15 protein-coding genes are annotated in these 18,593 nt (G+C 47.7%); all 15 read right to left on the reverse strand.

Going from position 1 to position 18,593, the window contains the following annotated elements:
• Positions 1–209: 209 nt before the first annotated feature.
• Positions 210–842, reverse strand: coding sequence for a hypothetical protein (locus tag NFS31_RS21665; RefSeq protein WP_251499878.1), 633 nt, complete (start codon positions 840–842; stop codon positions 210–212).
• Positions 843–970: 128 nt separating this feature from the next.
• Positions 971–1,543, reverse strand: a complete 573-nt coding sequence (locus NFS31_RS21670) for a hypothetical protein (RefSeq protein ID WP_251499881.1) — start codon at positions 1,541–1,543, stop codon at positions 971–973.
• 85 nt (positions 1,544–1,628) lie between these two features.
• Entirely contained in the window at positions 1,629–2,984 is a 1,356-nt protein-coding gene (locus NFS31_RS21675; RefSeq protein ID WP_251499883.1) for a hypothetical protein, read from the reverse strand.
• A gap of 15 nt (positions 2,985–2,999) precedes the next feature.
• Positions 3,000–4,388 carry a contractile injection system protein, VgrG/Pvc8 family gene (locus NFS31_RS21680; protein WP_251499886.1) on the reverse strand — a complete coding sequence of 463 codons (1,389 nt, stop codon included), beginning with the start codon at positions 4,386–4,388 and terminating at the stop codon, positions 3,000–3,002.
• Between the two features lie 93 nt (positions 4,389–4,481).
• The gene (locus tag NFS31_RS21685; RefSeq protein ID WP_251499889.1) at positions 4,482–5,030 is read right to left on the reverse strand and encodes a hypothetical protein; all 549 of its coding nucleotides are present in this window, start codon (positions 5,028–5,030) and stop codon (positions 4,482–4,484) included.
• A 52-nt stretch (positions 5,031–5,082) separates the two neighbouring features.
• Positions 5,083–5,250 carry a hypothetical protein gene (locus NFS31_RS21690; protein WP_251499891.1) on the reverse strand — a complete coding sequence of 56 codons (168 nt, stop codon included), beginning with the start codon at positions 5,248–5,250 and terminating at the stop codon, positions 5,083–5,085.
• Positions 5,251–5,419: 169 nt separating this feature from the next.
• The gene (locus tag NFS31_RS21695; RefSeq protein WP_251499894.1) at positions 5,420–6,340 is read right to left on the reverse strand and encodes a hypothetical protein; all 921 of its coding nucleotides are present in this window, start codon (positions 6,338–6,340) and stop codon (positions 5,420–5,422) included.
• Between the two features lie 106 nt (positions 6,341–6,446).
• On the reverse strand, positions 6,447–7,367 hold the full coding sequence (locus tag NFS31_RS21700) for a hypothetical protein (protein WP_251499897.1): 921 nt from the start codon (positions 7,365–7,367) through the stop codon (positions 6,447–6,449).
• 2 nt (positions 7,368–7,369) lie between these two features.
• Positions 7,370–10,177, reverse strand: coding sequence for a phage late control D family protein (locus NFS31_RS21705; RefSeq protein ID WP_251499899.1), 2,808 nt, complete (start codon positions 10,175–10,177; stop codon positions 7,370–7,372).
• A gap of 87 nt (positions 10,178–10,264) precedes the next feature.
• Positions 10,265–11,221 carry a hypothetical protein gene (locus NFS31_RS21710; RefSeq protein WP_251499902.1) on the reverse strand — a complete coding sequence of 319 codons (957 nt, stop codon included), beginning with the start codon at positions 11,219–11,221 and terminating at the stop codon, positions 10,265–10,267.
• Positions 11,222–11,315: 94 nt separating this feature from the next.
• Positions 11,316–12,254 (reverse strand): hypothetical protein, encoded by a 939-nt coding sequence (locus NFS31_RS21715; protein ID WP_251499904.1) that lies wholly within the window; start codon positions 12,252–12,254, stop codon positions 11,316–11,318.
• Between the two features lie 986 nt (positions 12,255–13,240).
• Entirely contained in the window at positions 13,241–14,422 is a 1,182-nt protein-coding gene (locus NFS31_RS21720) for a hypothetical protein (protein ID WP_251499907.1), read from the reverse strand.
• Positions 14,347–14,595, reverse strand: a complete 249-nt coding sequence (locus NFS31_RS21725; protein WP_251499909.1) for a hypothetical protein — start codon at positions 14,593–14,595, stop codon at positions 14,347–14,349. The genes NFS31_RS21720 and NFS31_RS21725 overlap by 76 nt, the downstream gene beginning before the upstream one ends.
• A 170-nt stretch (positions 14,596–14,765) precedes the next feature.
• A complete protein-coding gene (locus NFS31_RS21730; protein ID WP_251499912.1) occupies positions 14,766–15,686 on the reverse strand; it encodes a hypothetical protein in 921 nt (306 codons plus the stop codon).
• Positions 15,687–15,688: 2 nt separating this feature from the next.
• Positions 15,689–18,511 (reverse strand): phage late control D family protein, encoded by a 2,823-nt coding sequence (locus tag NFS31_RS21735; RefSeq protein WP_251499914.1) that lies wholly within the window; start codon positions 18,509–18,511, stop codon positions 15,689–15,691.
• Positions 18,512–18,593: the final 82 nt, after the last annotated feature.

Genomic DNA, 18,593 nt, shown 5'->3' on the forward strand with positions numbered 1-18,593 from the left:
TAAAGTTTGGCGTCAGGCGCACATTTTCCTGCGAAACAGGCGTGAGTGTAACCGGATCCGCTTTCAGGATGATCGGCTGGCCATAGCCCTGCATTACGCCTCCCATATGGAACGAGCTCTTGTTTTTATTCATATGTATTCCCCTCCTCTTTGGCGGCAGCCGTCCGGCCCCGCTGAACGGCTGCCTTTCGTTTATCTTCCCTTCCCGTTTACCCTTTTGTCACCTCTGCCTTTTCCGTTCCCCCGACGCTCTCCTTATCCCCGGAAGGCCAAACCGCGAGGCTGCCCTGCAGCTTAAGCTGTTCCATGTAAGAACCGCTCATCACCTTCAGCTCGGATCCCGTCTTTAAGCCGCTTTCTCTCAGTACAGGCGCTGCGCTGCTAACCAGCTCCAGGAAACACGCCTCCAGGATTTCCCAGTCGTCTTCGAGAAGGCGCTGCTTTAAATAGAGCAGTTCATATTCCTCGATGCGTATGAACTTCTTTTTCAGCCTTTTTTTCACTTCCTCCATATCGCTTTCCAGACCTTTGTACAGATACTCCGGACACCAGTACGTCTCGCTCCGGCGTTTGTCCAGAAACAGAAGGCTTCCGCCAAGCCCAAGGACGGATTCATAGCTCTCCGTATAGCCGCTGCTGAGCAGGCGGCATAAATAAAGAACCTCTGCCTTTTCCGGGCTGCCCCGTCTTTTGCGGAGCTGATCGGCGGCCAGTTGCTTTAGCTTTTCCTTAAACAGCGGCTGCAGCTCTGCCCTGATTCTCTCCAGCTCCGTTTTCTTTAACCGTATCCGTTCTGCCCGGTACTCCTCTATATACTGCTCCATGTCTTTTTTCCGGTCCATCCCACACACCTCGTTTTTTATTTCCGCGGGCAGTCGCCAAGTGAGCATGCCTGCATGCGCATTTGGCGGCTGCCGCGGGAATCTCCTTAATTACGTAACAGTTCAGATACCCCTGAACCGTTATGTAACTACAATTCCTCCTCCACCGCATCAAATATCTGTGTCACGATCCGGTCCCATTTGTCCTTTTCCCTTGCCATACATGTGAATACGCCGTGCAGGACGATTTTGTGCATGCGGATAAAATACATCCGGTTAAAGCTCTGGCCGTCCAGGCTGTTCCCTTTGAATTCAAACCAGCTCATCTCATTTCCCTGTCTGGTTTCCCCGTTTCCCGGGTTCCGGATTTTGATGCCTGGGTTTAAGTTCGTAAGCCCCCTCTGGGACTGGCTGCTCATCACCTGCGTATCGCCTTCTTTCAGGACTTCCGGCAGTAAGTTAAAGCCCAGGTTCACCGTCCCGGAAAGGCTGGTGTAGATATAATCCGGGGAATCCCGGTACGGGTATTTGACCGCCCTTACGCGTTCCGGCAGGATCACAAAGGAATCGGGTAAATATACATGGATCCGCGTATCCGGGAGGGTGTGCATTGAAAATGTCTCCAGGCTGTCGTCCACGTAGATGCCGGTTTCCAGCGTTGTATAGTTCCTGCGCTCCATTTCTCTCTGCGCCTCTAAAATCTGCTCATCATAACCTTCCATTTGTCTTTTCTCCTGACTTTTTTCTGATGTTTTGTCTGTTACAGCCCGGGATGCTGTCCATAAACAGCGGCTTGGGAATACCTTTTCAGCTCTTATAAACCGTTATCTCATCCTCTGAATATACATGGATCCGTTTTCCTTTAAGCCGCACCCGTCCCTGCGCGGACAGGAGAAGCTCTCCTGACGTTCCGATGGAGACAGAGCCGTCTCCCAGCGAGGCGTTTGACGCGCCGCCTCTGGAGAAGCTTACGAGGCCGTCGAACAGTTGGAGCAGATTTCCGTCTTCCAGGGCGAGGCAGCGGTCCCTGTGGCTGTCACGCTCTTTGTTCTCCGGAAGGCATTCGGAAATGAACCCGTTCCTCTCGTCCCCGTCCGGAAAATACAGGACGGCCCGGGCCCCGGCCTCCGGCATGGCGTAGAGGGCGTTTCCTGTGTTGGGATACCACGGGTAATAGTAATCTCCTGTGGGGACGTTCCGGTCGATGTCAAGCGCGATGCGGATGCGCTCGTCCTTTGTGTCCACAACCGTCCCCGCCAGGCCCAGGCCCGCAAACCGGCCCTGGATTACGTGTTTTGGCCGGTACGATTTCTGTAATGCGTAGGTAAACATGAGCCCGCCCTGCTCCATGCAGGCCCTGACCTCTGTGATGATCGCCGGCTCGCCCATGAAGGACGTCTGATCCCCGATCTTATAGAATGACCGGCTCTCTGCGCGCCAGCATATCTCACATGGGGCGGACGACAGGCCGTGCCGGAGGCTGAGCGTATACTGTTCCGGGGAGAAGTCAGGGATCTCTCTTCCTTTTCGCATGCCGAACCACAGGTTCAGCCCTCCTGTCACGATGTCCGGTATCACGCACGTTCCAAGCTGGCCCGCAAGGCGTCCGGCAAATGCCCAGGCCGTTTCCCCGAGCTGGATCAGCGGGCGTCCCAGTGTCTCTTCTTTTCCGGCTGTGCAGATCACCCTGCCCCCGGCTGCCTCCACAGCCTCCCTGGCCGTCTCTGCCCAGGTGTTCCCAACGGACTGGAAGGAACGGCTGTCCTCCTTCTGATCCAAGAGGTATGAGCCGGACAGGGCGTACAGGGAAATCGTTTCTGTGCCGGCCGCCCGGCTGCGCTCTGCGCGCGCGACATAGCCGCAAAACAGGATCTCGTCCGCCTCCTCCCGGGGGGCCGTCCTGCCGTCTCCCGCCCTTTCACTCTTTTCCGCCATTCGGCCTTCCCCTGCTGTTTCATCCGTTCTGTCCCCGCCTTTTTCCAGGATGAGCGTTATTTTACTGTTATACAGCGTTTCTATCTGGTATGCAATTCTGGTGTTTATGTATCCCTCCAGGGACAGGGATGCGTGCCCGTCCGGTTTCCAGTGCATTTCAAAGCGCTCTGCATGAAGGAGCGGGATGTCTGCTATGATTCTGATATGTTCGGCAATCCTGATTTCCATCTGTCTCTTCCCCCCTTACAGCAGGATTTTTCTTCCCTGCATCCGCAGGCTGCCGCCAAGATCCATCTCCGTATCCCCCTGTTTCAGCCGGATCCGGTCAGGGGCCGTGAGCTCGACCGAGGCGTCCTCGCTGGCCACGGATAATGTGCGCTTTGCCCGGATGGAGATGGAACCGGCGCTGACGATCTCAATGCCGTCCTCATCGGTTAATTCCATATAGGTCCCGTTATTATTTGTGATCAGGATCCGGTCCGGGCTTAAGCGGATCTCTTTTCCTTCCCGGTTCCTCCAGAACTTACACTCCGGCCTTGTCCTTAAATCCGCCCCCTCTTCGTGGTACGCGCCGGCCGCATAGGCCGCGGTTTCCTGGCCGGAGGGGAAATAAAGGCGCGCCTGATCTCCTTTTTCCGGCATGCAGTACCACCCTGTCCCGTCCGGCGAGGAGTAGACAGTCGCATAGGGGAACCAGCGTTTTCCGGCGTTCTCCCTGTTTTCATCGTCGTACAGCTCTATCTGTATCTTCTCCTCCTTTACATCTGTCACACGCCCCAGGAGCGACACGCCGGCCAGGCTGGCGTTATATGTAACCGGCGTCTGCAGGCCGGCCCGCGTTTTCATGTAATACGTGTGGTACAATTCATTTCCCTTTGTCACGGTTTCGATTTTCCAGATATAGAGCTTTTTCCCGTCTATGATCCCCCACTCGCCCAGCTTATAGATGTCGCGGCTTTCCCACACGCAGGATATTGTGTCCCCCGGTGAAATGGACAGCCCGTTGGCTTTCTTGGAGGCGTACTCTTCCATGTCGCACCAGGTTCTGTATTCGTCCGGCGCGGCTGTTACGGTTTCTTTCCGGTCCGGAAGGCCGAAGTAATATTTTTCGCCCGGCGTCGAGCAGTCCGCAACCACCACCGTATGGTTCATGCCCGCAAGCCGTTTGATAAAATCCCAGTCTGTCTCCTGGTACTGCATGATAAAGCGGCGGATCGCCTCTCCCCTGGCCGCTGTCATGATCCTCGCCGCCTGATCATAGCCGCTGTTGCAGGCATTCAGCAATTCGCTGTACGTCAGATCCCCGGACTGGAAGCTGCGCGTTTTCTTTTCATAGTCCATGAGCGAAGTCCCGGATCGCAGGAGCAGGCGCATGATGCAGAGCCCGCTTTTGACTTCCATCTGCATTTCCTCCAAAATCCCATAGAACAGGATGCTCTCGCTGCCCTCTGAGACGATCACAGCCTGAACCCAGAGCCGTTCTTTCCCTGCCTCCACATAATCTTTCATCCGCTGAAACGGGATCTGCCCCCGGATCTCCGCCTGCGCGTGTTCATTGACCTGCATGAGGCTGCGGTATTCCATTACCTGCAGCTCCTCAAAGGGGCGGACAAACATTCTTTCCTCTCGCATTGTTTTTCTCCTTCCTCTGTTCTGTATTTTAGCAGCAGCCAGACAGCCTGAGTGACTGCGTATATTTACGCTGCCTGCGCTGTCCCTTTCTCTTTAAGGACGCCTGTTTTTCCCGTACAGCTCCACTTCTTTTAAGCCGATACCCACGGCCTCCCGCTTCAGTATACTTTCCGCTAAATCCAGGGAGATGATCGTGTGACGCCGGCGCGCGTCCCTGGCCCAGAAGATATGCCGGTTTACCATAAACCTGGTTCCTTCCGGCCGTCCTGCCAGGGCGGCGGGCCTGCCGTTTTTGTAGCTGCGTTCCACGACGTCAAGATCCGCTGTTTCATTGAATACCGGGAGGTAATACAGCTTTGATTCCCCTGTTTTCTGGTTTAATAATATAACCTCCCTGTAAAAGCTCTGCTCCCTGTACATCTCAATCACCCTTTTTACTTCCGGCGAAACCAGCAGGAACGGAAACAGGATGATATCCGTAAAGATCAACGGATCCACTGGTTCCACCATGTATAACTGGCGTTTCGGAATTTTTGGAAAGCCTTCCATGCGGATATTTCTTACATCGAACGAGCCGTACCAGTTCATGATTTGCGGGCCGCGCTTTCCTTCCGGCGCTTCCTGCAGTTTAAAATATTTCATATAATCCTCCTGTCCTGCAACTGTTTTTGAACCGTTTCTTATTCACCGTCCCTCACTTCGTCCCGTCAAAAAATTCTGCATCCACCCGGCATTTGAAGAGGTCGCGGACGGCTTTGATGACGTTTTCAAAGTAAACCTTCAGGATATCGGCCCTGCGCATCAGCCTGCGGCGGCCCCTGCGGTTCGTTATTTCCTCTTGCCTGCTGTCCGGCGGCTGCATTCCCGGGAACGCCGGCGGCTCGTCCTTCCCTGAACGCGGCGCTTCCTCACTGGCCGCCTGTTTCCGTCACTGAAACGCCGCTTACCACCCATTAACAGACGGGCTGTCACATACACAATAATTTTATCCTCTCAAACATCCATCTCTATCCCGCGCCTCCACAGGAATTTCAATATACTGGCTCCGGTATATACCATTCCGTCCACCTTAAACTTTCCATATCCCACCAGGATATTTCTTTAAAGTCTAAACCATATTCCCAATACAATCTCAAAAAGCCCCGCAGGTTCTCTGTCAGAATATGGCGCATAACGGCGGTTGTTCTTCTTCGTGAATAAAACTCCTCAGAAAACGCCAGATCTTTGAGATCCGGCCTCCAGCCATTATTCATCTCAGATATATGATACGAATAATACCAGTTTGAATTAATACGCGTTCTTTTTATACCTCCTCCTACTATACAGCCTCCCGATTCTTCATAATCTTCTTCCGAATTATCTGTCGCCTGATTTGCAAAATATTCTAAAGAAATCTCCATCCCATATCCCCGGTATATTGAAATACTCAATGATGGCCAGTACCTGCCGCCTCCTGCTGCATTTTCTTCATTTACAGGATTATGCCTATGGATATCAAGCATCCAGTCACGAAATACAAGACCGCTGTCAATTGCATAATCCATAAACAATATCATATACTCATATTTATCATCTCCCGTCAAACTATTTATTTCTGCCTTATTCCCTCCACTTATACTGGATGAATAGAAGTAACATCGCTTTCCATCTATATATTCTACAGAAAGCGAATCCTCCATTTCGGTACTGCAACAGGAATGTTGGACAAATGCATTGAGTCGTTCTTCATTTTCATGAAATAACTTTAACACATTTGCGGGAACAGAAAAATTCCTTACCTGCTCCTGGAGTTCTTCGCCGGAAGATAGTTCGCGCTCATATATATCTTCGATACGTTCGATTGCCTTTTCTTCTGTCAGGTCATCCTTTTTGCTTATAGCCTGTGTGATTAAAAGTAGTGTTACGATAAATATTCCCGTTAATATGAAAAGAAAATTCTTTCTGTTTAACATCTTTATTCCTCTTTCGCTCTGCCGGCTCCCCCTATTCTTTTCAGGGATTCTTTGCTAATCTACAGTTCTATTTATCAACAAAAGTCTTATCCTTTTATAGAATATCTCATTCCAGATTATACGGTTCATTCCATCTAAACTCTTCCCAGTCCCTCCAGCTTATCCTCGTAAAATCTGTACCATACTTCCAATACAGACGCAGAAAGCAGCGCAGGTTTTCTGTCAAAAAACGCTTCATTATTGTAGTAGTTTCCCTTTTTGAATAAAACCCTTCAACAAATGCCAGATCCTCAAACTCAGGGAGCCAGTAACCTTTTTCGAGCATCACTGTATATTCATAATACCAGTTTGCGTTAATTCTTGTGCGTTTTTTACTGGCTGCATAATCATCGCACATACCTATTTTAAGGGATTGATCTGAATAATCTTTTTCTGCATTTGAATAATAGCAAAAGGATACTACGAATCCTTTTCCATTATATATACGGATTTCTAATTCCAGATCATATCTGCCGTTTTCTCCCTTATTATTCTCTCCTGTTTTTATTTTTCTGTACATATCAATATCAAGCATCCAGTCACGGTACGCCAGTCCAGTGTCAGCCGCATAATCCATAAAAGAGGTTATATAATCATATTTCCCATCTTTAATCGCATGGTCTTTTTGTATATCACTGCTTCGATATATATCAGATGAACAGAAATAAAATCTTTCACTGTCAATATACCTGACAAAAAAGGAATCATCCATTACTCTGTTTATGTAACACTGCTCTGCAAATATATTAAGACGCTCTTCGTGTTCATGAAATAACTTTAATATATTGGCAGGAAGTGAAAAATCCCTCACTCTCTGCTGCAGCTCTGTATCAGCGAATAATTCCCTCTCATATATCGCTTCCACACATTCCACTGTCTGTCCTTTAGCTGAATCATTCTTTTTTGCTGTGATTCCTGTAAAATAAAGAATGAATGTTATAAATATACCGCCTGTTAATATTATAAAAATATGTTTTCGTTTTAACACCCTTAATCCCCTTTTTCTTTGTATTTGACGGCTTGTGACTTGGGTATAATTTCAAGTTTGTAATAAAAGTCCGCATAGCGTTGACTTTTGTTATACTTCCATGCCTCAAGTATCATCTCTATATCATTGGGCTGTACTCTCTTATTTGAACGCATTATATTATCTTTACTGACCTCTTTTGTTTCTGCTGCTTCATTCCATCCCATTTTATCTGGTTTGTCGTATGCATCATGCAATCCCCAGACATGTCCAAACTCATGAGAGATCATTGACAGGAATCCTGATGATTTATAAGAACGATCGTATTTTCTTTTATCACTTTTTAGCCTAGTAAATAATAATACTGTTCCAACATTTAATATAGACCATCTATCATAGGACCAATGCAACGACCAATTATAACTTTCTTCTATACTAAATCTTTCACCAGAATAATCATCATATACATCCATATTAATCAGCCCTTCCCGGTTATCAAACATATAAACCCTGTTTCCCTTTGGATGTTCCCCGGTTGGCACACAGACCTCTATCTTTACACTTACAGCCCCATCCAGACCAAAATCATCATAACATATCGTTGTCGCATCATTCCACCATGGTTCTCTGTATTTCTGATATTGATTTTCATAAACCCCTTCCCATTTTTGAATTCCGGCTATAAGCAACTCATAAAATGTATAATTCCGATAATCTTCCCCTGTGGTTTCTTTTTTAGAACCAAACCACCCTTCTTTCCCTTCCTCCTCATTTTCAAATGGCTTTATATCCTTCACTTTTAAACTTTCTCTGTTCCCATTATATGCATATATTCTTGTATAAAGCCTGATGTTCACCTCCCTCCCCCGCCGCACCAGTTGGTAAGGCCCGTTCTTTGCCGCGTTGTTGACCACTACAATTCTGCAATCCTCTGTCTGCTCCCATGAACTCACCAGATCCAGATAACCCGCCATCCTTGCAAGGCTTTCCACGCTCCTGTTATACACCTCGTCATAATAAAACCTCTGCAGCCCTGTTTCCTCATCAATGATCGGCTCTTCTGACTTGTATTTACAATTCTCTTCGCAATCAAAAAATCGATCCAGATAAGCATAGTACGGGGATGTTATAAAGGTTTTTCCACCGCGCACCTCTCCATTAAATTTCTCTCCCCCCACATATACAATAGCCTTCTTTTCCACAGGCTCCGTCCCCTCCGTATCAATCCTCTCCTTCAATTGCTTCACCTTCCCGCCTCCGCCTTCACCCGCCAGCCCCGGCACAGAATTGTAAGCATCCCCTTTCGGCTCCAGCTCCCGCCTTATATCCGACTTATTCGACTGCGGGATCTGGGACAGGCTGTCCGGCGGCTGCATTCCCGGGAACGCCGGCGGCCCGTCCTTCCCTGAACGCGGCGCTTCCTCACTGGCCGCCATCGCGCTGTGCTCCATAAAACTCCCGGCCATCCGCATCCGGCCGCAGTCCATGGCGATCCATGCCTGTTCCTCCTTCGCCTTTGGGTGCGACAGCCTCGTTCCCGTTACCCCCGACAGCGTTACGTTTCCCCTGCTGGCCAGTATCACCGCCCCTTTCGCGCGGAGCCGCAGCCCCCTTTTTGCATACGCTACAATCCCCAGCTCATTGTCCAGGATCAGAGCCCCGTCCAGCGCGCCGCCGGTTTCGCTCTCAAACCCCATATAATCCGGCGCGGCGGTGTATTTCTTTCCCCCGGCCCACATGGCCTTCACGTCCGCCGGCAGCGGGCAGACCGGATCCATCCGCACGCAGCAGCCCACTGCCGCGTCTTCCTCACGCATGCTCTTTATGTTCAGCAGAACCCGCGTCCCGGCTTCCGGCACGCTGTACATGATATTCCCTGTCACAGGGGTATAAGGGTACCAGTGCGCTTCCTCTGGCTCCTGCTGCGGGTCCATATCCAGATGGAGCCGCGCCATCCCTTCTTTCCTCTCTATGACGCGCCCCGGGAGCGATGCCCCGCGGATCGCCCGGTTATACCCTTCCTCCAGGCAGAAGCCTGCCTCCGCTCCCAGGACATATTCGCGCTTTAGCGCGCCGCGCTCTGAAAACAGATGTGTTTCAACCACACGCCATTCCCGCCCCCGGAACCGGATCCGGCCGCACAGGTTAAAATCCCACCCTGTCCGGATGCGGTAAGACAGGTAATCCGCTCCCGGCCTGCCGCTTCCCGACCTCCGGAAACGGCCCAGATCCAGGCTTTCCTCGCAGGCTTCTGTCTCTCCCTCTTCCAGCTCATACCGCTTTCCCTGCACACAGCCGACGCTGGCCTGCGCCAGCGGCCATGTAATCTCCGGCACTATGACTGTGTGGAGGCGGCCCGCCATCCGCTTCAGGAATTCCCAGTCTGTCTCATGGTACTGGATCACCGGAACCCCGGTCCGCTTCTTCGCTTCCGGCGCGGTAACAACAATCCGGTTCTCTGCCCCAAACCTTTTTCCCGCCTCTTCCAGCAGGTCACGGTACCGTCTTTCCGTATTCTGGAAGGAACGGCTGTACGGGGCCTGATCCAGGAGCGCTGTGAAGGAACGGCATTCCACCGACGCCTCGCACAGGCCGCCTGTTTCTGTCACTGAAACGCCGCTTACCACGCCTGAAAATAACGGCCGTTTTTCATCGCTTCCCCACACGGTAACCGTCTCCCCGCACAGGTTACGTTCCGGCATGTCCTCCTGCCTGATAAAGCCTGACAGGCTCATCCTGCCGTGATCATTCACCCTTGCATCAATCCGCATGGCATTCAGCCCTAAAAAGACGAACGGCCCCTCGGCCTTCACATCCCCAATACCATTCATTAACCGCATCCCCTACCTTATATTACCGCGATGTCTTATTAGCTAAAGGTTATCGGATTTTAAAATATTTTTATCCTGTTCCAATATTTATCTCTGCTCCACATCCCCCATCGGAATTTCATATATTAATTCCGATTCATACGGTTCGGTCCATCTGAATTCATCCCAGTCTATCCACCTTATTTTCGTAAAATCCGTACCATACTTCCAGTATAATCTCAGAAAACCTTGCAGGCTTCCCCGGATAAAGTTTTTTGTAACTGTTGTTGTTTTTCTATCCCTCAGTGATTCGGCAAACGCCATATCTTCATAATCAGGATGCCATATTCCAGTATCATCTATTATGTAATACTCATAATACCAGTTCTCATTAATCCGTACAGATTTCCATCTGCCTGAGCTGCTGCAGTCTTCTCCATCAATAAAATCTTCTCCTGAATCATCCTTTTCCCGGCAGGATGAATATCTAAATAAAATTTCCATTCCATATGTCTTGTATATTGTAATCGATAATTTCAGATCATATCTGCCATCCCGCTTGCCTTCATACTTACTGTCATTAATGAGAATGTCAAGCATCCAGTCCCGAAACGGAATCCCATTAGCGATCGCGTAATCCATAAACGATGTTATATAATCATACTCCTCCTTTTGGATCTCTGTATCTTTTTGTATGTTTTTCTCAGGGTTTATAAGTGATGAACAGGAATACGTTCTCTTTCCATCAATATATCTTACAGAAAAAAAATCGCACTTTACCCGGTTATAGTAACATTGCTTTGCAAACGCATTAAGCTGTTCTTCATGTTCATGAAACAGCTTTAATAAATTTGCGGGAAGTGCGAAATCCCCCGCCTGCTCCTGCAGCTTTGTATCAGAAAATAATTCACGCTCAAACATCTCATCAATACTCTCGACTGTCTCTTCTTCCGCCAAATCACCTTCCTTTTTTCCCATAATGCCTATAATAAAAAGAAATACTATAAGTAGTGTTACGATAAATGTTCCCGTTAATATGAAAAGAAAATTCTTTCTGTTTAACATCTTTATTCCTCTTTCGCTCTGCCGGCTCCCCCTATTCTTTTCAGGGATCCTTTGCTAATCTACAGTTCTGTATATCAACAAAGGCCTTATCCTTTTATGGAATATCACATTCCAGATTATACGGTTCATTCCATCTAAACTCTTCCCAGTCCCTCCAGCTTATCCTCGTAAAGTCTGTGCCATACTTCCAATACAGGCGCAGAAAGCCGCGTAGGTTCTCCCGAAGAAAATTGTTGGTCACCGTAGTTGTTTTTCTATCCGTATAAAATTCATCAGCAAATGCCAAATCTTTAAGCTCAGGGGCCCAGCCATCTCTTCTGGCCATTACTGAATAAGTATAATACCAGTTTGAATTGATCCGTGTAGTTCTTCCTTCCACCGGACCTCCGCCACATACTCCCATATAGGCATATTCTTTCTCCGTATAATCCTTATCTTTATCTGATGAATACAGAAATGACAGAATAAACTGTTCTCCCTCATATATCGTAATTCTTAATTCCAGTTCATCGGAGGCTTTTTCTCTTCCTTTGTACGCATCATCATTTACTTTTCTATACATGGTAATATCAAGCATCCAGTCACGAAATACAATTCCATTATCAATCGCGTAATCCATAAAAGATGTTATATAACTATGTTCTTCATTTTGAATTGCAGTATCTTTATCTGCATCACTCATCAAATTTGTGCCTGATGAACAGGAATAAAACCTCTCCCCATTCATATATTTTACAAAAAAATGATTATGTATTACTCTGTTCATGTAACACTGTTCTGCAAATTTGTCGAGTCGATTTTCATGTTCATGAAATAATTCCAATACACTTTCAGGACGTGAAAAATCCGTCACCTGTTGTTGAAGTTCTTTATCTGTGGACAATTCGTACTCATATATATCTTTGTCAGAAATTCCTGGTTGTTCCACTGCAGAATTGTTTTTTATGCTTTTTCTCTCCATTAACACTAAAAAGAATATGATTATAACTATGCATCCTGTAAACAATCTGTAAATTTTATTCTTACCTGACATTTCAACCTCCTCTTATCTATAATATACTTTTGGAATCTCTAAGCCTTATTTTATGCGACTTCCCCAACCCCTTTTTTATAAATCCCCCCATTTTTTAATTTTTGACAAACCTCCTAAAAAATGCGATGCTTCATATCTTTCATTATGTAATCAATTCGTTCCAGCCCCTGCCAATGCAGAATTTTTAATTGGGAGCGATTTTATTGCAATCTTATAATCCCGGCGGTTCTCTGTAAACGGCTTTATAACTTTTTAAGCTGCTTTTCCTTGACTGTTCTGTACCAGGAACGGGCCCATCAACCTGCCTTTCCATTGCCGGGGACGCCTTCGATTATACACCGCCGCTGATTCGGGAAACGACCTCTCGGTCTTCCCTTTCCTAAGCCCCACTTCCAAGCATGATTCCATCGGCTTCCTTATATAGCTGGTTTCCTATGAAGCATTTCCCCGCAAAGGGAAGTACAAAAATCAAATGCCCCAAAACCAACTTTGCTGGAGGCACTGTCACCTGTTGCATGTGAAAATCCTTGTTCAACTGCCAAATGTAGGAAGATTGTCCATTTCGTCATGAAAAACAATCCAAAGCTCTTCAATGACCCGCCGCGCAGCAGCAAAGAGTGGAAGCTGGAATACAATGCAAGGACTTCTGCAAAACGCTGTAACAAACGCGGGAAAGTGGACTGTAAATTTGAAGACAGCAGATATCATTCATCCAAGATGTGATACTATCACCTCTTCTTCATCATGATGTGTCAACATCTCTTGATGCATGGGCTTTGTTAAAGACCTCCCGACTAAAAGAAGTCCTTTGAGCAAACCACTTTAGTGAATAAGCAATACCATTATAAACCATGTCCGGCGCAGGAGGCAGTTAGCTGCGCGCTTTTTCTCAAAATTCATTTCTATTGTTCCGCTCTGGACGGTATCTACTTTCAATGTTCAGCCAAACACTGGGCTATGGTCAACGGGTTTAAAATTCCGGGAACTTATCTATATTTTATAGCGTCAGATTTATTTGTTTTTCGATAGTTAAAATAAAGCTGCCGCCTATTATGCTTCCAGGCCTCCAGAATCATCTCTATGTCATTTGGCTGTATCACCTTATCAGAGCGCATCATATTATCCTTGCTGACCTCTTTCGTTTTTTCTGCCCCATCCCATCCTGGGTGCTCTGGTTTATCGTATGCATCATGCAATCCCCAGACATGTCCAAACTCATGTGAAATCATCGCTAAAAAACGGGGTGATTTATAAGAATAATCATGTTTTTTCTCATCACTTTTTTGTCTGGTAAATAGCATTACTGTCCCAACATTTAATATCGACCATATGTATCTTCCATCTTCTTGTGAGCCCCTTACACATGGCCAATTATCGCTTTTTACAATTTCAAACATTTCATCATCCCCTTCAGCATAAACTTTTTTTTCATCAATTAGCTTCTCCCTGTTATCAAACACATAAACCCTCGTTCCTTTCGGATGCTCCTCTGTTGGCGAACATACCTCTATTTTTACACTAACAGCCCCATCGAGTCCAAAATCATCATAGCATATAGTTACTGCATTATTCCACCATGCCTCCCTGTACTTTTGGTATTGATTCTCATAAACCCCTTCCCATTTGTGAATTCCAGCCATGATAAAGTCATAAAATGTATAATTTCTGTAATCTTCCCCTGTAGATTCGTTTTCTTTTAAGCCAAACCATCCCTTTTTCTCCTCCTTCTCTTCCTTTTCATATGGCTTTATAATCCGTACATTTGGATCTTCATTATCCTCTTTATTAAATGCATTTATCTTAGTATACAGCTTCATTTTCACTTCCCTCCCCCGCCGTACCAGTTGGTAAGGCCCGTTCTTTGCCGCGTTGTTGACCACTACAATTCTGCAATCCTCTGTCTGCTCCCATGAACTCACCAGATCCAAATAACCCGCCATCCTCGCAAGGCTTTCCACGCTCCTGTTATACACCTCGTCATAATAAAACCTCTGCAGCCCTGTTTCCTCATCAATGATCGGCTCTTCTGACTTGTATTTACAATTCTCTTCGCAATCAAAAAATCGATCCAGATAAGCATAGTACGGGGATGTTATAAAGGTTTTTCCACCGCGCACCTCTCCATTAAATTTCTCTCTCCCCACATATACAATAGCCTTCTTTTCCACAGCTCCGTCCCTTCCGTATCAATCCGCTCCTTCAATTGCTTCACCTTTCCGCCTCCGCCTTCACCCGCCAGCCCCGGCACGGAATTGTAAGCATCCCCTTTCGGTTCCAGCTCCCGCCTTATATCCGCCTTATTCGACTGCGGGATCTGGGACAGGCTGTTCGGCGGCTGCATTCCCGGAAACGCCGGCGGCTCGTCCTTCCCTGAACGCGCCGCTTCCTCACTGGCCGCCTGTTTCCGTCACTGAAACGCCGCTTACCACCTATTAACAGACGGGCTGTCACATACACAATAATTTTATCCTGCGCAAACATCCATCTCTATCCTGCGCCCCCACAGGAATTTCAATATACTGGCTCCGGTATATACCATTCCGTCCACCTTAAACTTTCCAGATCCCACCAGGATATTTCTTTAAAGTCTAAACCATATTCCCAATACAATCTTAAAAAGCCCCGCAGGTTCTCTGTCAGAATATGGCGCATAACAGCGGTTGTTCTTCTTCGTGCATAAAACTCCTCAGAAAACGCCAGATCTTTGAGATCCGGCCTCCAGCCATTGTTCATCTCAGATATATGATACGAATAATACCAGTTTGAATTAATACGCGTTCTTTTTATACCTCCTCCTACTATACAGCCTTCCGATTCTTCATAATCTTCTGTCGAATTATCTGTCGCCTGATTTGCAAAATATTCTAAAGAAATCTCCATCCCATATCCCCGGTATATTGAAATACTTAATGATGGCCAGTACCTGCCGCCTCCTGCTGCATTTTCTTCATTTACAGGATTATGCCTATGGATATCAAGCATCCAGTCACGAAATACAAGACCGCTGTCAATTGCATAATCCATAAACAATATCATATACTCATATTTATCATCTCCCGTCAAACTATTTATTTCTGCCTTATCCCCTCCGCTTATGTTGGATGAATAGAAGTAACATCGCTTTCCATCTATATATTCTACAGAAAGCGAATCCTCCATTTCGGTACTGCAACAGGAATGTTGGACAAATGCATTGAGTCGTTCTTCATTTTCATGAAATAACTTTAACACATTCGCGGGAAGAGAAAAATTCCTTACCTGTTCCTGGAGTTCTTCGCTGGAAGATAGCTCTCGCTCATATATATCTTCGATACGTTCGATTGCCTGTTCGTCTGTCAAATCATCCTTCTTTTTGCTTGTAATGATTATAAACAGTGTTACAATCACTATTACGCCTATTAATATAAAAAGAAACCCTTTTCTGTTTGACATCTTTATTCCTCTTTTGATCTGTATTTAATAGCTTCAGACTTACTTTCAAATTTCGATCCATAAAAATCAGCATAACGTTGAGATTGATTATATTTCCAAGCCATAAGAATCATTTCTATATCATTAGGTTGTATTTCACCGTCTGTTCGCATCATATTATCCTTGCTAACCTCTTTCGTTTCTTTTGCCTCACGCCAGCCCGGCACATTCTTCCTAAAGTATGCATCCCTCAATCCCCAAACATGCCCAAATTCATGTGAAATCATAGCTAAAAAGCGAGATGATTTATAAGAATAATCATGTTTTTTCTCATCACTTTTTTGTCTGGTAAATAATAATACTGTTCCGACATTTAATATCGACCATTTATCTTCGTTCCAAACCATCGGCCAATTATCGCTTTTTACAATATCAAACATTTTATCAGCCCCTTCATCATAAACTTTTTTTTCATCAATTAGCTTCTCCCTGTTATCAAACACATAAACCCTCGTTCCTTTCGGATGCTCCTCTGTTGGCGAACATACCTCTATTTTTACATTTACAGCGCCGTCCAGTCCAAAATCATCATAACAAAGCCTTATTCCATCTTCCCACCAATGCTCCTTATATGTCTGGTACTGATTCTCATAGAGTCCTTCCCATTTATGAATTCCAGCCATAATAAAGTCATAAAACGTATAATTCCTGTAATCTTCTCCTGTCGATTCGTCCTTTCTTTTACCAAACCACCCTTTTTTCTCTTCCTCCTTCTCCTCATTTTCATATGGCTTTACGCTTCTCACATTCGGATCCTCATTGCTCCATTTCTCATATGCATTTATCTTCATATACAGTCTCATTTTGACTTCTCTTCCCCGGCGTACCAACTGATAAGGACCGTCTTTGGCCTTACTGTTAAAGACAATAATTTTGCAGTCATCCGTCTTTTCCCATGAACTCAGGATATCTAAGCAGCCGATCATGTTTGCCAGGCTTTCCACACTCCTGTTATATAGCTCATCCACATAATATCTCCGTTCCCCTGTTTCTTCATCAATAACAGGTTCACTTCTTCTGTATATGCTGTCTTCCCCAAATACAGTGTTTAAATAGATACCGTAATTTGATGTCACAAATGTTGCTCCGCCCCGCACTTCTCCGTGAGAATAATGTCCCCCCGCATAAATATAAGCCTCCTTTTCTACTACTCCCTCATCCTCCGTATCAATCCGCTCCTTCAATTGCTTCACCTTCCCGCCTCCGCCTTCACCCGCCATCCCAGGCACAGAATTGTAAGCATCCCCTTTCGGTTCCAGCTCCCGCCTTATATCCGACTTATTCGACTGCGGGATCTGGGACAGGCTGTCCGGCGGCTGCATTCCCGGGAACGCCGGCGGCCCGTCCTTCCCTGAACGCGGCGCTTCCTCACTGGCCGCCATTGCGCTGTGCTCCATAAAACTTCCGGCCATCCGCATCCGGCCGCAGTCCATGGCGATCCATGCCTGCTCCTCCTTCGCCTTTGGGTGCGACAGCCTCGTTCCCGTTACCCCCGACAGCGTTACGTTTCCCCCGCTGGCCAGTATCACCGCCCCTTTCGCGCGGAGCCGCAGCCCCCTTTTTGCATATGCTACAATCCCCAGCTCATTATCCAGGATCAAAGCCCCGTCCAGCGCGCCTCCGGTTTCGCTCTCAAACCCCATATAATCCGGCGCGGCGGTGTATTTCTTTCCCCCGGCCCACATGGCCTTCACGTCCGCCGGCAGCGGGCAGACCGGATCCATCCGCACGCAGCAGCCCACTGCCGCGTCCTCCTCACGCATGCTCTTTATGTTCAGCAGAACCCGCGTCCCGGCTTCCGGCACGCTGTACATGATATTCCCTGTCACAGGGGTATAAGGGTACCAGTGCGCTTCCCCCGGCTCCTGCTGAGGATCCATGTCCAGATGGATCCGCACCATCCCTTCTTTCCTCTCTATAACGCGCCCCGGGAGCGATGCCCCGCGGATCGCCCGGTTATACCCTTCCTCCAGGCAGAAGCCTGCCTCCGCTCCCAGGACATATTCGCGCTTTAGCGCGCCGCGCTCTGAAAACAGATGTGTTTCAACCACACGCCATTCCCGCCCCCGGAACCGGATCCGGTCGCACAGGTTAAAATCCCACCCTGTCCGGATGCGGTAAGACAGGTAATCCGCTCCCGGCCTGCCGCTTCCCGACCTCCGGAAACGGCCCAGATCCAGGCTTTCCTCGCAGGCTTCTGTCTCTCCCTCTTCCAGCTCATACCGCTTTCCCTGCACACAGCCGACGCTCACCTGCGCCAGCGGCCATGTAATCTCCGGCACTATGACCGTGTGGAGGCGGCCCGCCATCCGCTTCAGGAATTCCCAGTCCGTCTCATGGTACTGGATCACCGGAACCCCGGTCCGCTTCTTCGCTTCCGGCGCGGTAACAACAATCCGGTTCTCTGCCCCAAACCTTTTTCCCGCCTCTTCAAGCAGGTCACGGTACCGTCTTTCCGTATTCTGGAAGGAACGGCTGTACGGGGCCTGATCCAGGAGCGCTGTGAAGGAACGGCATTCCACCGACGCCTCACACAGGCCGCCTGTTTCCGTCACTGAAACGCCGCTTACCACGCCTGAAAATAACGGCCGTTTTTCATCGCTTCCCCACACGGTAACCGTCTCCCCGCACAGATTACGTTCCGGCATGTCCTCCTGCCTGATAAAGCCTGACAGGCTCATCCTGCCGTGATCATTCACCCCCGCATCAATCCGCATGGCATTCAGCCCTAAAAAGGCGAACGGCCCCTCAGCCTTCACATCCCCAATACCATTCACTAACTGCATCCCGTACCTCCTTTGTAAACCGCGTTCTCCAAGAACCTTCTTTTCTCCTTCTGTCCGGACAATCTGAAGCTCTGTCCGTTCC

Origin of the sequence: Otoolea muris, from assembly GCF_943193115.1 — a bacterium.
In the GTDB taxonomy this organism is placed as follows: domain Bacteria; phylum Bacillota; class Clostridia; order Lachnospirales; family Lachnospiraceae; genus Otoolea; species Otoolea muris.

Bases quoted from the DNA above. Each gene is read 5' to 3' on its own strand.
- NFS31_RS21665 (WP_251499878.1), bottom strand. From the start codon at position 842: ATGGACCGGAAAAAAGACATGGAGCAGTATATAGAGGAGTACCGGGCA.
- NFS31_RS21670 (WP_251499881.1), bottom strand. From the start codon at position 1,543: ATGGAAGGTTATGATGAGCAGATTTTAGAGGCGCAGAGAGAAATGGAG.
- NFS31_RS21675 (WP_251499883.1), bottom strand. From the start codon at position 2,984: ATGGAAATCAGGATTGCCGAACATATCAGAATCATAGCAGACATCCCG.
- NFS31_RS21680 (WP_251499886.1), bottom strand. From the start codon at position 4,388: ATGCGAGAGGAAAGAATGTTTGTCCGCCCCTTTGAGGAGCTGCAGGTA.
- NFS31_RS21685 (WP_251499889.1), bottom strand. From the start codon at position 5,030: ATGAAATATTTTAAACTGCAGGAAGCGCCGGAAGGAAAGCGCGGCCCG.
- NFS31_RS21690 (WP_251499891.1), bottom strand. From the start codon at position 5,250: ATGCAGCCGCCGGACAGCAGGCAAGAGGAAATAACGAACCGCAGGGGC.
- NFS31_RS21695 (WP_251499894.1), bottom strand. From the start codon at position 6,340: ATGTTAAACAGAAAGAATTTTCTTTTCATATTAACGGGAATATTTATC.
- NFS31_RS21705 (WP_251499899.1), bottom strand. From the start codon at position 10,177: ATGAATGGTATTGGGGATGTGAAGGCCGAGGGGCCGTTCGTCTTTTTA.
- NFS31_RS21710 (WP_251499902.1), bottom strand. From the start codon at position 11,221: ATGTTAAACAGAAAGAATTTTCTTTTCATATTAACGGGAACATTTATC.
- NFS31_RS21715 (WP_251499904.1), bottom strand. From the start codon at position 12,254: ATGTCAGGTAAGAATAAAATTTACAGATTGTTTACAGGATGCATAGTT.
- NFS31_RS21725 (WP_251499909.1), bottom strand. From the start codon at position 14,595: ATGCAGCCGCCGAACAGCCTGTCCCAGATCCCGCAGTCGAATAAGGCG.
- NFS31_RS21730 (WP_251499912.1), bottom strand. From the start codon at position 15,686: ATGTCAAACAGAAAAGGGTTTCTTTTTATATTAATAGGCGTAATAGTG.
- NFS31_RS21735 (WP_251499914.1), bottom strand. From the start codon at position 18,511: ATGCAGTTAGTGAATGGTATTGGGGATGTGAAGGCTGAGGGGCCGTTC.